The following is a 14,389-nucleotide window of genomic DNA, read 5'->3' as shown; positions in this document are numbered from 1 at the left end:
CCCTGTGGCAAAGCGTTGCGGGGCAGTATTACATAACGCCCCGTGTCGGGTCCGTTGGCGGCGCTGGCTCGGGCACGAGACCGGCTAGGCGTCCAGGCGTTCGAGGATGCAGGCGATGCCCTGGCCGACGCCGATGCACATGGTGACCAGCGCATAGCGGCCGCCCTTGGCCTCTAGCTGGCGCAGCGCGGTCAGGGCCAGTCGTGCGCCGGAAGCACCGAGCGGGTGGCCAATGGCGATGGCGCCGCCGTTGGCATTAAGGCGACTGTCGTCGGGATGGAGGCCTAGCTGCTTGGCGCAGCCCAGCACCTGGACGGCGAAAGCCTCGTTGATCTCGATCACGTCCATCTGCTCCAGGCCAAGGCCGGCACGCTCCAGCACCTTGTGGCTGGCCGGCACCGGCCCAAGGCCCATCACGCGGGGTGGAACGCCGGCCACGGCACTGGCGACGATGCGTGCTCGGGGGGCGATTCCGGCGCGTTCGCCAGCCGCCAGGCTGCCGACGATCAGTGCCGCGGCGCCATCGTTGAGCCCGGAGGCGTTGCCCGCGGTAACCACGCCGCCCTCGAACAGCGGGCCGAGCCGGGACAGCTTGTCGATATCGGTACCCGGGCGCGGATGCTCGTCGCGGTGCACCAGTAGGGGTGACTGCTTGCGCCCTTGGGGCACCTCGACGGACATTAGTTCGTCGTCGTAGAAGCCCCGGGCCAGCGCCTCGGAGTAGCGCGCCTGGGAGCGAGCAGCAAAGGCGTCGCTGGCGTCGCGGCCGATGTCGAGGTCGTGGGCCACGTTATCGGCAGTCTCAGGCATGCTGTGGCTGCCGTACTCGCGGGCAATCCAGGGGTTGGGAAAGCGCGAGCCGATCACGGTGTCGTAAAGCGGCTGATTACGGGCGAAAGGCGACTCGGCCTTGCCCAGCACATAGGGCGCGCGGGACATCGACTCCACGCCACCGGCCAGGAACAGCTCGCCCTCGCCGAGGCACGTGGCACGGGCGGCATCGATCACCGCGGCGAGTCCGCTGCCGCACAATCGGTTGACCGTTTGCGCCGCGACTTCGACGGGCAGCCCCGCCAACAGCCCGGCATGACGGGCGACGTTGCGCGAATCCTCGCCGGCCTGATTGGTACAGCCGGCCAATACCTCTTCATAGGCCTCGGCGGCAAAGCCGTTGCGCTCGACCAATGCCTTGAGCACCTGGCCGAGCAGATCGTCGGGACGCACCGCGGCGAGACTGCCGCCGTGGCGGCCGAAAGGCGTGCGCAGGCCGTCGAAGATATAGGCGTCTTGCATGGAAAAGCTCCTTGGAGGCATCAAGCCGCGGTCAGCGGCAGGCCGAGGCTGGCGCGGCGGCGCAGCCAGGGGCTCGCACGGTAGCGCGGGTCGCCGGTGGCGGCCAGCAGGTTGTCGAGGATGGTGAGGATCCGACGGCTGCCGTAGTGGTCACCCATGGCAAGTGGCCCGAGGGGGTAGCCCAGACCCAGCTCCACGGCGCGATCGATGGTTTGTGGCTCGGCCACGCCCTGCTGGGCGATCTCGCTGCCGACGTTGACGATGCAGGCCACCACCCGCTGCAGCACGAAGCCGTTGCTGTCGTTGATCACGCTGACCGGTGTGCCGTCGTGGCCGAGCAGGGCCATGGCGGCGTCACGTATCTCGTTGCGAGTCGCCGGGGTGGTCATCAGGCTGCGACGCTTGCCGAGGCCGGCCAGCAGGTCGACGGCCACGCAGCGCTCGGCCGGCAGGCCCAGGCGCAGGGCGCAGCCGGTGGCGTCCTCGCCCAGCGGGGCGAGCAGGCAGAGGGCCACGGCCGAGGGCGCCGCGCTGCTCTCCAGCGGCCAGCCTGCACTGCGTACCAGGTCGGTGAGCTGTCGGCGGGCGTCATCGTCCTCGGCGCCAATCCACACGGCAAGCGGTTCGGATGTGGGCAGCGGGGGTTCCTCGGGCACCTGGGGTTTGCCATCGACGTAGCGGTAGAAGCCTTCGCCGCTCTTGCGCCCGAGCAGGCCCGCGGTCAGCCGCTGGCGGGTCAGCGGCGAGGGGCGAAAGCGCGGCTCCTCGTAGTACTGGTGATAGATCGACTCCATCACCGCATGGGAGACGTCGAGCCCGGTAAGGTCGAGCAGGGCGAACGGCCCCATGCGAAAGCCGCCCTGGTCGACCAGGATGCGATCGATGGTGACGTGGTCGGTCACGCTCTCGCCGAGGATGCGCAGCGCCTCGGTGCCGAAGGCGCGGCCGGCGTGATTGACCAGGAACCCCGGCGTGTCGGTGGTGCGGGCGGTGAAGTGCCCCATCGCCTGACCCAACGCCTCCACCCGTTCGGCCACTTCCGAGTCGGTTCGTAGTCCTGGAATCACTTCGACGATCTTCATCAGCGGGACGGGGTTGAAGAAGTGAAAGCCAATGACGCGCTCGGGGCGGCGGCAGGCCGACGCGATGGCGGTGACCGACAGCGACGAGGTATTGGTGGCCAGCACCGCCTGCTCGTCGAGAATTTCTTCGAGTTCGGTGAAGAGTGACTGCTTGGCCTCGAGCTTTTCGACAATGGCCTCGACGACGATGTCGCACCCGGCGAGATCGGCAAGGCTGACGGCTTCCTTGAGGCTGGCCCGATAGCGCTCGGCATCGGCCTCGCTCAAGCGCTGCTTCTCGACGCTGCGTGACCACATACCTCCAATGAATGCCTGGGCTTCGGCTACGGCCCCCTCGCGCAGGTCGTGAAGGTAGACGGTCAAGCCGGCCTGGGCGGCGATCTGGGCGATTCCACGACCCATGGCACCGGTACCGACGATGCCCAGTGTGCGAAAGGGGGGGATGAGGTTGGGAGAAGCGGGGGTGGTCGACATAGGGTGACGTTCTCCTGACTGCATTGATCTTTGTTCCGCAAGGCGGAATCAAGTTTCGTTTATTGACTGACATCCTAGGCTATGCAACAGTGCCTGACAACCAAATGCGGGCCTTCATTCTGCCAAGCGAAATAAGGGCAGATGACGCCTGTCATTTCAAGACCCGTCTTCCGTTTCAGGGTCAGACGTCACCATCTGTGAGGAACCGTCATGATTCGCGATCCCGAACTGCTCGATCAGCTTATCGATACCATTTCCCGCTTCGTGCGCGAGCGCCTGATTCCCAATGAAGCGCGTCTGGCGGAAGAGGACGCCGTACCGCCCGAGCTGCTGGAGGAAATGAAGGAGATAGGACTGTTCGGTTTGTCGATTCCCGAGGAGTTCGGTGGCCTGGGCCTGACCATGGAGGAGGAGGCGTTGGTGGCGATGGAGCTCGGCAAGACCTCGCCGGCCTTTCGCTCGGTCTTCGGCACCAACAATGGTATCGGCGCCCAAGGCATCCTGATCGATGGAACCCCGGAACAGAAGGCCAAGTACGTGCCTCGCCTGGCGACAGGTGAGCTGCTCAGCGCCTTCTGCCTCACCGAGCCCGATTCTGGGTCCGATGCCGCCAGCCTGCGGACCACCGCGATACGCGATGGCGACCACTACGTGCTCAACGGCACCAAGCGCTTTATCACCAACGGCCCCGAGGCCGACATCTTCACTGTGATGGCGCGCACCGACCCCGCCAACAAGGGCGCCGGCGGCATCACCGCCTTCATCATCGAGGGCAATACACCTGGCCTGAAGCGAGGTCCTGCGGACAACAAGATGGGGCAGAAGGGCGCTCATACCTGCGACATCATCTTCGAGAATTGCCGGGTGCCGGCCGAGAACATCATCGGCGGCCGCGAGGGGCAGGGCTTCAAGACCGCCATGAAGGTACTCGACCGCGGGCGCCTGCATATCTCGGCGGTATGTGTGGGTGTGGCCGAGCGTCTGGTCGAGGAGTCGCTGAACTATGCCATCGAACGCAAGCAGTTCGGCGTACCGCTGGCCGAGCATCAACTGGTCCAGGCGATGCTTGCCGACAGCAAGACCGAGGCCTATGCCGGACGCACCATGGTGCTCGACGCCGCGCGGCGCAAGGACGCCAGCGAGAACGTCTCCACGCTGGCGTCGTGCTGCAAGCTGTTCTGCGCCGAGATGGTGGGGCGTGTCGCCGATCGCGCGGTGCAGGTACATGGGGGAGCCGGTTACATGGCCGAGTATGCGGTGGAGCGCTTCTATCGCGATGTACGCCTGTTCCGTATCTACGAAGGTACTACCCAGATTCAGCAGGTGGTGATTGCACGCAACATGGTGCGGGAGGTGAGCTGATGGCTCTTGGCAGTGAGCCAAAGGCGCTTGGCACTGAGCTGAAGGCTCCGTCAGTGACGCGCCGGGCGCCGGACGAGGAGATCTTCGGCCGCCTGGCAAGCGACTTGGTGGCCGAGCTGCCGGAGCGCTTGAGTACACGTGTGCTCGAGAACGCCGAACGCCTCGGCGACGAACTGGCGCTGGTCGACGGCGAGGTGCGCTGGTGTTATGCCGAGCTGGGGCGCGAGATACGTGCCGCCGCCGAGTGGCTCGATACGCTGGGGATACGCCCCGGCGATCGCATCATGACAGTGAGCGAAAACTGCCGGGCGCTGGTCGTGCTGCTGCTGGCGGCGAGCGAACGCGATGTGTGGGTGGCTATCGTGAACTCACGCCTCTTGGCCCAGGAGGTCGATGCCATTCGTGACAACTGCCAGCCGCGCCGGGTGTTCTATACCAGCGCGGCATCGCCGGACGCCGAGGCCCACGGCGAGCGGCATGGCGCGGATGCTTACGACCACCCCAGCCTGGGCCGGTTGAGGCTTTCGCCGCTGGCAGAAGTCGAGCCCGAGCCGGTCGCGGCCGGCGGCGGGGATCAGGTTGCGGCGATGATCTACACCTCCGGGACCACCGGCACGCCCAAGGGAGTGATGCTCACCCACCGAGGCATCCTGTACATCGCCGCTCTTTCGGGCGGTATGCGCCACCTCTGCGCGGGCGAGCGGGTCTACGGCGTGCTACCGATGTCCCACGTCTTCGGCCTGTCGTCGGTGTGCATGGGGTCGCTCTACAACGGCGCCTGTCTGTATACCGTGCCGCGCTTCGATGCCGCCGCCATGCTCGCAGCGCTGGAGCATGAGCGCATCACAGTATTGCAGGGTGTGCCGGCTATGTTCGCTCGTACGCTGGAGTTTCTGCGCCGTGAAGGACGCCGCCTCGTTGCGCCCGAACTGCGCTATATCTCCGCCGGCGGCTCGCCGCTGGACGGCGACCTCAAGCGTCGTGTCGAGGCGCTGTTCGGCCTCACCCTGCACAATGGCTACGGTCTCACCGAGGCGAGCCCGACCATCAGCCAGACCCGCATCGACGATCGTTTCGACAGCAATACCGTGGGGCGCATACTGCCGCTGCTGGAGTATCGCCTCGAACCGCTGGGCGAGGCCGGCGAGGACGAACCGGACCATGCAGGTGCCGGCGAGCTGTGGGTGCGGGGCCCCAACGTGATGAAGGGCTACTTCCGCCAGCCGGCCGCCACCCGCGCCAGCCTCACCGAGGAGGGCTGGCTCAATACCGGTGACATCGCCCGCTTCGACGAGGACGGGCAACTCTATATCGTCGGTCGCAGCAAGGAGCTGATCATTCGCTCCGGCTTCAACATCTATCCGCCGGACGTGGAGGCGGTAATCAACGAGCATCCGGACGTCACCCTCTCGGCAGTCGTGGGGCGACAGGTGGCCGGCAACGAGGAGGTCGTTGCCTTCATCCAGTGCGAACCCGGCGCCACTGTCAGCGAGGTGGAGCTGCGCGATTTCATCGCCGAACGCCTGGCTCCGTACAAGCGACCGACGCAACTGGTATTGATGGATGCGCTGCCGGCCACCGCCAGCGGCAAGATCCTCAAGGGACGCCTGCGTGAGCTGGCCAACCGCGAGGGGACGGCATGAGTGAATCCAACCAATCACCCCTGATGGGCTACCACGAACTGCTCGGTATGCGGGTGGTGGAGTGGTCGGAAGGGGTTGCTGTGGTCGAGCTCGTGGCCGATGAGCGTCACCTCAACCGCAGCGGCATCGTGCACGGCGGGGTGCTCACTTCGATGCTCGACAGCGCTCTGAGTCTCGCCGGACTCTACTGCGAGCTTCCCGGGCGGGTGCGCCGCGGCATGACCCTGTCGCTCACGACCACCTTCGTCGGGCCTGCCGGTCCAGGCCTGCTGCGTGCCACCGGCAGGGTGCGCGGCGGCGGGCGCAAGGTCTACATGGCCAGCGGCGAGGTCGTAGATGCCAGTGGCGAGCTGCTGGCCATGGCCGAAGGCGCGTTTCGTCGGCGCGGTGGTAGCGAATCGCCGGAGGGCGTCGCCGAGTGACAGCGGCGCGGCAACGCGCCGGCCTGCTGGCGCTGGTCACGTTGGCCACCTTGGGCCACCTCGTCACCGGTAGCACCGTCCTGCAGGGCGTCGGCGTGCTGGCGCTGGCGGTCTACCTGGTCTCGTTGCGCGGCAGGCTGACGCCCATGGCTCGCGGCCTTCTCATTGTGGCTGTCGTGTCCACGCTGGTCGCGCTGTGGCGCGTCGAGGCTCCCGGCCGGTTGCTGTTCGAAGCGGCCGGCCGTTTCGCCTTCTTCGCCACCTTCGTGGTGGCATTGAGCCTGCTGCGCCTACCTGCCTATCGCTCGCGGCTGGTGCGTCGCTGCGGCCGGGCCATGCTGCTGCAGCCGCCGGGGCGGCGCTATCCGATCCTTTCCATCGGCTCCGCCCTGTTCGGCATCATCCTCAATATCGGTGTGCTGAACCTGTTTGCCGGAATGATCGAGAAGAGCAATACCCTGGCGGCAGCGCAAGGGCGCGCCTGGGTGCAGCGGGCGCGCCAGCGGCGGATGATGCTGGCCCTGCTGCGTGGCTTCTCGCTGGCACCGTTGATCTCGCCCATGGGTATTGGTGTGGCGGTGGTGCTCTCCAACCTGCCCGAGCTGCGCTGGCTCGACCTTGCTCCCTATGTGATCGGCGCGGCGCTGGTCATCTTCCTGGTGGGATGGGGCATCGATCACCTCACCGGCCCGCATCCCGCCAATCGCAAGGCGACGTTGCCGGCGCCTTCCTTGGTGCCGCTCGGCCTGTTTTGCCTGCTGCTGCTGGGCATCGTCTCGCTGGTATTCCTGCTGGCCTGGGCGCTGCAGGTTCGGCTACCCATCGCTGCCCTGATGGGAGCGCCGCTCGGCGCGATCACCTGGCTGGCCTGGCAGCGGCGTCACCTCGGTATGCTCGGCACGCCGGCGGCGCTCGTCAGCCTGCATCGACAGTTGCCGTGGCTGCTGGCACCGAGCGCCAACGAGGTGGTGGTGCTCGGTGCGGCAGGCTATCTGGGCCACCTGTGCGTGGCGCTGTTTCCGATCTCCAGTCTCGGTCCACTCATGGTGATCGTGGAGCCGCTGGGAGCGGCCAACGCCGTGTTGGCGATGCTGCTGGTGGTGGGGCTGGCCCAGGTCGGGATCAATCCCATCGTCACCGTGACGCTGCTCGTCGGCTTGTTGCCGACACTGCCCATCGAAGGGTTGTCACCGGCGCTGATCGGTGCCTCGTTGATGGTGGGTTGGGCACTGGCGTTGATGTCCTCGCCGATGACGGCCTCGATGTTGATCCTGTCGCGCTTCACCGGCGTTGCCTCGACCCGTATCGGTTATCGCTGGAACGCCCGCTTCCTGCTGGCCTGCATTCCGCTGCTGGCCGGTTGGTTCCTGTTCGCACCCTGGTGACGGTGAGCTCTACGCCAGTGAGTGATTTCAGCGGTGCTTGCCATCCATGGCCAAGGTGGCTTGGCGATGCGGACCGCCCAGGTGACGCGGGTAGCCCAACGCCTCGATGGCGAGCAGGTCGATGTCGCTGGCGCGATAGGCCCAGCCGCGCTCGGCCAGCATCAGGCTGGCCGCCTCCATGGCGGCGTGTGGGTTGGCATCGTCGTCACGGGCCGCCTTGTGCAGCGCCGCTAACAGGCTGCCCTCGCGACTCACCACGACTGCCTGACGCAGCGACTTCAACGCGTTGGCCGCGGCCTGCTGCTGGTTGGCGTCGGCGCGTAGAGCGACCAGCTCCGCCATGCCGCCCTCGGCCGATACGACCAATGCCAGATCGGCGTCGATGCTTTCGAGATCGACCGCCGTTTCCACGGAAAGCAGGGCGATGCGCAGGCAGTGGGTCGGACAGGTCGCGTCGACTCCGGCGGCGACCAGGCAGGCCTGGGTGTTGTCGTCCGAACGAGCGGTGAATTCAATGTTGGCCCGCTCGGCTTTGCTCTGTAGATGTGCGAACAGCGGATGCTCGCCGAGCAGGGCGAGTCGTGTGAGGGTGAGAGCCTCTCCGGCATCGGGCACCTTGTGCGGAGCACGGGCGGCGAAGAAGGCGTGGATCAGCCCGGCGCGCTGGGGCGACTCCATGCACTCGAGGAACAGCTCGCGTTCGCGGCGCAGGCCCTCGGCGAGACTTCCTTCGCTGCTGACTGCGATCGCCTCGATGCAACGGAAGGGCGAGAAGAGTTGGGGTACTTCGGCTTCCAGCTTGGCGCGGTAGCGCGCGATGGCCTCGGGGGCGGCCGCGGGGGGCGGGAGTTCACCGGTGACGCGCGGCGTCCGCCTGCCGTCGAGCACGTCGCGTGCCGCTGCCAGCCCGGCCTCGAGCGGGTCGTCGACATCGAGCACGGCATCGACGATACCCAGCGCCAAGGCTTCGTCGGCATCGGCGAAACGCCCGCTGGTGATCAAGTCCAGCGCCGCCTCGATGCCGGCGAGACGCGGCAGGCGTTGGGTGCCGCCGGCACCTGGCAGCAGCCCCAGCTTGACCTCGGGCAGGCCGACCTTGGTGCCGGGCAATGCCACGCGCAGCTGGCAGCCCAACGCGACCTCGAGCCCGCCCCCGAGCGCCGTGCCGTGCAGGGCAGCGACGATGGGCTTGGCGCTGGTTTCGAGAAAGGCGATCACCTCGGGCAGAATCGGCGCCTGGGGCGGCTTGCCGAACTCGCGAATATCGGCCCCGGCAATGAAGGTTCTGCCATGTGCCACCAGCACCAGGACGCGCGCCTGGGGATCTTCGTTTCCTCGGGTAACGGCCTCCACCAGACCTTGGCGCACGGCCTGGCCCAGGGCATTGACCGGTGGGTTGTCGATGGCAATGACACCGATATCGTCGTGGCGCTGGTAGGCGACGGGGGACGTCATGCGGTATGGCTCCCTGTGTCAGGCTTCGGTTCGAATGGATGGTACATGTACGCTACCTCATGAATCGACGGGAGGCGCCATCTTCGCCGTACGCGGTCCCGCGTGGCGCTGGCTCCAGCGCGCCAGAAGCACGGCAGGCAGCAGGGCGGCCATCGCACTACCCAGCAGTTCGATCTGGCTGAGCGGTACCATGCCACCGCCGGGCAGGGCGAACAGCAGGCCGGCCACCAGCACCAGGCCGCGGGCCGGAATTTCATGCAGAGCGCCGATGCCGAGCCGGCCCACGCCGATCAGGTAGCCCTGCATGGCGGAGGCGAACAGCACGATGCCCACCAGCGCCTGTATGAATACCAGACCGATCTGCAGCGGCTCGCCTTGCATGATCAGCGCCGGGTTGAGCACGAACAGGAACGGGATGAAGTAAATCACGCTGCCCAGACGCATGGCCTGAAGGCCGGTGGCCATGGGGCGCGCGCCGGCCACGGTGGCAGCGGCGAAGGCGCCCAGTGCGACGGGAGGCGTGATGAAGCTGAGCATGCCCCAGTAGAGGATGAACATATGCACCGCCATGGGATCGAGACCGCCACCCTGGATCAGCGCCGGTGCCAGTGCCACGGCGAGGAAGATATAGGCGGCGGTGACGGTCATGCCGATACCCAGCACGAAGCTGGTCAGCGCACCCATGATCAGCAGCAGCGGCACGCTACCCCCGGCGATGTGGATGAAGTCATTGGCGATGGTGCCGGAGAGCCCGGTCATCGACAGTGCGCCGACCAGCATACCGACGGCGGCGAGGATGGCGATCAACTCGGCGAACAGCTTGGCCGCCGAGGAGAGCGACTCGCCCAGCTCGCGCAGCCCCCAGCGATTACGGCGCGAGAACTGATTGAGGACCAGCAGCAGGGCGGTGGCGTAGAACGGTGCCACGGCTTCACGCTGCATGATCAACAGCATCCATACCAGCAGAGCGAAGACGAAGATGAAGTACCAGCCCTGCTTGAGGGTCTGCCACAGGGAAGGCAACTCCTCGGCGGGCAGGCCCTTGATGCCGTGGCGCGCCGCGTAGGCGTCGATCTGGATGAACAGACCGAGGAAATAGAGGATCGAGGGAATGATCGCGGCCAGCGCCACGGCGGCGTAGGGCACGTCGAGGAACATCGCCATGACGAAGGCGGTGGCGCCCATGACGGGCGGCATCAACACCCCGCCGGTCGAGGCGCAGGCCTCGACGCCGCCGGCGAACGAACGGCCCATGCCGATGCGGCGCATGGCGGGAATCGACAGCACGCCGGTGGTGAGCACATTGCTGATCACGCTGCCGCTCATCGAGCCCATCAGCCCGCTGGAGAAGATCGAGACCTTGGCGGGCCCGCCGCGCACGTGACCCAGCAGGGCGAAGGCCAGGTCGATGAAGAACTTGCCGCCGCCGCTCTTCTGCAGCACCACGCCAAAGACCAGAAAACCGATGACCAATCCGGCGAAGGCCTGGAGCGGCACGCCCATGATGCTCTCGGTGCTCATGGTGTGGTACATGGCGGTCTCCTCCAGGGTGGAGGGAAACGCCTGGATCGGCCCGGGCACGATATCGGCGACCAGCGGGTAGAGCGAAAACGTCGCGGCGATGACGGCGATGGGCCACCCTCCGGCTCGACGCGCCGCCTCGATGATCAACAGCCACCAGGCGTAGCTGGCGATGATGGCAGTATCGGGAGCAGCGAAGGCCCAGCCGCGCTCGAGGATCGACTCGGCGTGGTAGACGAAATAGCCGCCGACGATCAGCGTCACGAGGCTCAGCGCATAGTCATACCACGGTACCGGACGATACTGCAGCGATGCCTTGATCGGCCAAAGCAGGTAGACCAGCGGCAGCAGCAGGGCCACCACGGCATAGTAGAACTGCGTTTCCAGCCCGGTCACGAAGCGCAGCCAGCCCAGGTTGAACAGGTAATCCAGAGTGATCAGCATCAACACCACCGTCACGGCGCCGGGAATCCAGCGCAGGGCGACGGGCAGCGGGCGCACGTGAGTGACCTTTTCCTTGAGCTGGCGTGGCGACTCGGGGGGCGAAGTGGCGGTGGTCATGGCGGCGTCCGTGGATCGGGAAAGGGGCGGCATGGCCGCCCCGGGGGCAGGCTCTTGCGGGTGAGTCACTCGAAGACCGGATCGAAACCGGCATCGCTGAGTGCCTGCGCGCGCGCTTGCATCCAGGCTTCGCGGAACTCCTCCTCGTCCTCAGGGGCGTCGGCAAGAAAGCCGTCCCATGTCTCGAGCAGCAGTTCCTGGCGCTCGATCAACTCGTCCTGGTGGGCCTGCATCGCGTCGGTCCACTCGCCGATCTCCTTGTAGTACTCGACCACGGCGTCATGGAAGGGCAGCACCCAGGTCAGGTCCTGGTATTCGAAGGCGTAACCCACGGCGCCCGGTGCGGCGTCCTTGTAGTCGTCATAGTTCTCCTGCAGCGCCTTGATCAGGCCGTAGGCCACCTTGTCGTCGAGATCCTGGTTGGCCACCACGATCGGATAGGGATAGCTGGCACTCGGTACGGGGTTGTCGGCGCTGACGTTGCCCGCCCCGGCGGTGACTTCATGCGGCTGGAAGTAGGGCGCCACCGCCAGCATGCGCTCCCAGCCCTCGGCATCGTCGGGGTCGAGCACCGGCCAACTGATGCCGCGGGGGCTACTGGCGAGCTGCTGTGCGGGTGGGGTCACGGTGGTAGTGAAGGAGGCGTCGACATCGCCGGCGATGATGCCGTCGAACGAACGCGCATAGCCGGGGTAGTCGACGCGTTCAACGTCGTCCCAGGTCAAACCACCGAAGGCCAGGTAGGCTTCGGTGCCCTTGTTCAAGGCGTCGTCACCGCGGATGTAGGCGATGCGCTTGCCGGCCAGGTCGGCCGGGGTCTCGACGTCGAGGTCGCCGGCCACCGCCAGCGACAGGCCGAAGGAGGCCGTGGAGGTGGTAATCACGCGGATGGGCTGGGGTCCCCAGTCGCGATCGGCAAACATCATTACGCCCTCGGCACCGTAGTAGCTGGCGATGCCGCAGGCGCACAGGTCGACGCGTCCCTGCTTGAGCGGCGTCATGCGCGAGACATCGTTGTCGCCGGGCAGGATGCGCACCGAGGTGCCGTAGTGATTCTGCAGCATGTTGCCGATGGCCACGGCCTGGGCGTAGCCGCTTGAATTGGTGCCGTAGGCGGTCCAGGCCATGGTACGCGGCAGTTCGACTTCGGCAGCCTGGGCCGTGCCGATGGAGATCAAAGTGAAAGGAACAGCGGCAACAATGAGGGAGCGAGACAACTGGCGCATGGTGCAACTCCTGTAAAAAGTGATTGTTGTTTTGCTATGCGGTATTTGATTCCGAAACTGAACTCGATACTAGGAAGACCCCGCTGCAGTGTCAACGCATGCTTGCCGTTGGGTCGCCATCTGCTTTCCGCTAGGCGGAATGTCGCTTAAGAAGGGGTAAAAACACTTTACAAAAGAAAGGCTTGCCAAAGAACGGGCTGGGCAGGAAAACAGCCGCTTCGACCAAGGTATAGACGTTCCGGCTACTCAGAGGGGCGGGAGAGTTCGCGCCAGGCAGCATAGCTGCTGAGAAAGACCCGCCCCGTCATGTCGTCGAGGAAATCGCTGCACTTCAAGCGATCCATGACCGGCCCTTTTACTTCGGCCAGGTGCAGGGTGACGCGAGAGTCCTTGAGGCGGGCATTGATGGCATCGAGGCTTTCCAGCGCCGAGGCATCGATCAGGTTTACTGCCGAGCAGATCAGCACCACGTGTTCGAGTTCCGGACGAGTGGCCACCAGGTCGTAGACGGTGTCTTCCAAGTAACGAGCATTGGCGAAATAGAGACTTTCATCGATACGCAGCAATGCCACGTGGCTGACGCTTTCGGTTTCGTGACGTTCGACGTTGCGAAAGTGTTCGGTGCCGGGTATGCGACCCACCAGCGCGCTGTGTGGACGGCTGGTGCGGTAAAGGAAAAGGCCGATGGAGAGTGCCACACCGCTGATGATGCCGGCTTCGACGCCTTCCACCAGAGTCAGCAGGATGGTGACCGCCATGGCCGAGAAATCGCTGCGCGAGTAGCGCCAGGTCTGTCGGATCATGGGGATGTCGATCAGGGTGATGATCGATACGGTGATCGTTGCCGCCAGGGTGGCGATAGGAAGGTGCTGGAGCGTCGGCGTGAGAAACAGCGTCACCGCGCCGATGCCGATGGCGGCGAAGAGTCCTGCCAGCGGGGTCTGCGCCCCGGCATCGTGATTGATCACGGTGCGGGTCAGTCCGCCGGTGACCGGCATCCCCGCGGAAAAAGCGGCGACGACATTGGCGCCGCCCAGGCCGACCAGTTCCTGATTCGGCGAGATGCGCTCGCGACGCCTGGCGGCCAGCATTTGCCCCATGGAGACGGACTCGACGAAGCCCACCACGCTGATCAACAGGGCGGGTACCAGCAGCGCCTGCCAGAGGGAGGCCTCGAAACCGGGCACGGTGAGCGGTGGCAGCCCTTGGGGAATATCGCCAATGACGGCGACACCGATCTCGGCCAGCTCGAAATACCAGGTGGCAAGCGTGGTCGCTATTACGGCGAAGACAGGACCTGCACGGGTAATAAGGTCGGCCAGAGGCTGAGGGAGGCCCAGGCGGCGCAGGGTCGGCCGGCCGTACTGACGCAGCAGGAGCAGGAACGACAGGCTGCCGATTCCGATGATCAACGTGGGCAGGTGCAGGCCGGGCAGGCCACGGGCAAACTCCGCCAGCCTGGGCAGCAGCTCGCGAGCGCTGAGTTCGACGCCGACCAGGTAACCCATCTGGCTGGCAGCAATGAGAATGCCCGATGCGGTCAGGAATCCTGCGATGACGGGGTGGCTCAAGAAATTGGTCACGAAGCCCATGCGCAGCAACCCCATGACAAGCAGGATCAGGCCGGAGAGCAGGGAGAGCACCAGCGCCGCCTGCAGGTACTCGGGCGTGCCCGGTGTGGCGACCCCCGACAATGCCGCTCCGGTCATCAGCGCAACGATGGCGACCGGCCCCACGGCCAGGGTTCGGCTGGTGCCCAGCAGGGCATAGGCGATGGCAGGCAACAGGCTGGCGTAGAGGCCCACCACAGCCGGCAGCCCAGCCAGCACGGCGTAGGCCAGTGACTGGGGTATCACCATCACGGTAACGATCAGGCCCGCCAGGAGATCGGCGCCGCCCAGGCGCCTGTTGTAGTGAGGCAACCAGGTGAGGATCGGTAAGTAGCGTCTGAGCATCCCGTCTCTT

General features: G+C 65.9%; 10 protein-coding genes. 4 read left to right on the top strand and 6 right to left on the bottom strand.

Going from position 1 to position 14,389, the window contains the following annotated elements:
- Positions 1–84: 84 nt before the first annotated feature.
- Positions 85–1,293, bottom strand: coding sequence for a 3-oxoadipyl-CoA thiolase (locus tag ACRWQA_RS10755; protein ID WP_434227660.1), 1,209 nt, complete (start codon positions 1,291–1,293; stop codon positions 85–87).
- A gap of 20 nt (positions 1,294–1,313) precedes the next feature.
- Positions 1,314–2,849 (bottom strand): 3-hydroxyacyl-CoA dehydrogenase, encoded by a 1,536-nt coding sequence (locus ACRWQA_RS10750; RefSeq protein ID WP_434227658.1) that lies wholly within the window; start codon positions 2,847–2,849, stop codon positions 1,314–1,316.
- A gap of 210 nt (positions 2,850–3,059) precedes the next feature.
- Here ACRWQA_RS10750 and ACRWQA_RS10745 point away from each other — a divergent pair, with 210 nt between their 5' ends.
- From ACRWQA_RS10745 to ACRWQA_RS10730, 4 genes are read left to right on the top strand one after another with little or no spacing between them, the layout of a single operon-like run.
- Positions 3,060–4,211, top strand: a complete 1,152-nt coding sequence (locus tag ACRWQA_RS10745) for an acyl-CoA dehydrogenase family protein (RefSeq protein WP_434227657.1) — start codon at positions 3,060–3,062, stop codon at positions 4,209–4,211.
- On the top strand, positions 4,211–5,854 hold the full coding sequence (locus ACRWQA_RS10740) for a class I adenylate-forming enzyme family protein (RefSeq protein ID WP_434227655.1): 1,644 nt from the start codon (positions 4,211–4,213) through the stop codon (positions 5,852–5,854). The genes ACRWQA_RS10745 and ACRWQA_RS10740 overlap by 1 nt, the downstream gene beginning before the upstream one ends.
- Entirely contained in the window at positions 5,851–6,276 is a 426-nt protein-coding gene (locus ACRWQA_RS10735; RefSeq protein WP_434227654.1) for a PaaI family thioesterase, read from the top strand. The genes ACRWQA_RS10740 and ACRWQA_RS10735 overlap by 4 nt, the downstream gene beginning before the upstream one ends.
- Positions 6,273–7,661, top strand: a complete 1,389-nt coding sequence (locus ACRWQA_RS10730) for a hypothetical protein (protein ID WP_434227652.1) — start codon at positions 6,273–6,275, stop codon at positions 7,659–7,661. The genes ACRWQA_RS10735 and ACRWQA_RS10730 overlap by 4 nt, the downstream gene beginning before the upstream one ends.
- A 27-nt stretch (positions 7,662–7,688) precedes the next feature.
- On the opposite strand, the gene ACRWQA_RS10725 is transcribed toward ACRWQA_RS10730, so the two are convergent.
- The 4 genes from ACRWQA_RS10725 to ACRWQA_RS10710 all read right to left on the bottom strand — a co-directional run bounded on the left by ACRWQA_RS10725 (position 7,689) and on the right by ACRWQA_RS10710 (position 14,379).
- A complete protein-coding gene (locus tag ACRWQA_RS10725; RefSeq protein WP_434227650.1) occupies positions 7,689–9,116 on the bottom strand; it encodes an enoyl-CoA hydratase/isomerase family protein in 1,428 nt (475 codons plus the stop codon).
- A 57-nt stretch (positions 9,117–9,173) separates the two neighbouring features.
- Positions 9,174–11,198 (bottom strand): TRAP transporter permease, encoded by a 2,025-nt coding sequence (locus tag ACRWQA_RS10720; protein WP_263583893.1) that lies wholly within the window; start codon positions 11,196–11,198, stop codon positions 9,174–9,176.
- Positions 11,199–11,263: 65 nt separating this feature from the next.
- Entirely contained in the window at positions 11,264–12,424 is a 1,161-nt protein-coding gene (locus tag ACRWQA_RS10715; RefSeq protein ID WP_434227648.1) for a TAXI family TRAP transporter solute-binding subunit, read from the bottom strand.
- Between the two features lie 242 nt (positions 12,425–12,666).
- Complete coding sequence (locus ACRWQA_RS10710; RefSeq protein ID WP_434227646.1) at positions 12,667–14,379, bottom strand: SulP family inorganic anion transporter; 1,713 nt, start codon at positions 14,377–14,379, stop codon at positions 12,667–12,669.
- Positions 14,380–14,389 lie beyond the last annotated feature (10 nt).

This window comes from Billgrantia sp. C5P2, from assembly GCF_051062895.2.
The sequence above is the reverse complement of the archived record's forward strand: the minus strand, read 5'-3'. Positions and strand labels throughout refer to the sequence as shown.

What these genes read in the sequence shown, in the direction of transcription:
- ACRWQA_RS10750 (WP_434227658.1), bottom strand. Translation starts at nt 2,849, where the DNA reads ATGTCGACCACCCCCGCTTCTCCCAACCTCATCCCCCCCTTTCGCACA.
- ACRWQA_RS10740 (WP_434227655.1), top strand. Translation starts at nt 4,211, where the DNA reads ATGGCTCTTGGCAGTGAGCCAAAGGCGCTTGGCACTGAGCTGAAGGCT.
- ACRWQA_RS10735 (WP_434227654.1), top strand. Translation starts at nt 5,851, where the DNA reads ATGAGTGAATCCAACCAATCACCCCTGATGGGCTACCACGAACTGCTC.
- ACRWQA_RS10720 (WP_263583893.1), bottom strand. Translation starts at nt 11,198, where the DNA reads ATGACCACCGCCACTTCGCCCCCCGAGTCGCCACGCCAGCTCAAGGAA.
- ACRWQA_RS10755 (WP_434227660.1), bottom strand. Translation starts at nt 1,293, where the DNA reads ATGCAAGACGCCTATATCTTCGACGGCCTGCGCACGCCTTTCGGCCGC.
- ACRWQA_RS10745 (WP_434227657.1), top strand. Translation starts at nt 3,060, where the DNA reads ATGATTCGCGATCCCGAACTGCTCGATCAGCTTATCGATACCATTTCC.
- ACRWQA_RS10725 (WP_434227650.1), bottom strand. Translation starts at nt 9,116, where the DNA reads ATGACGTCCCCCGTCGCCTACCAGCGCCACGACGATATCGGTGTCATT.
- ACRWQA_RS10715 (WP_434227648.1), bottom strand. Translation starts at nt 12,424, where the DNA reads ATGCGCCAGTTGTCTCGCTCCCTCATTGTTGCCGCTGTTCCTTTCACT.
- ACRWQA_RS10710 (WP_434227646.1), bottom strand. Translation starts at nt 14,379, where the DNA reads ATGCTCAGACGCTACTTACCGATCCTCACCTGGTTGCCTCACTACAAC.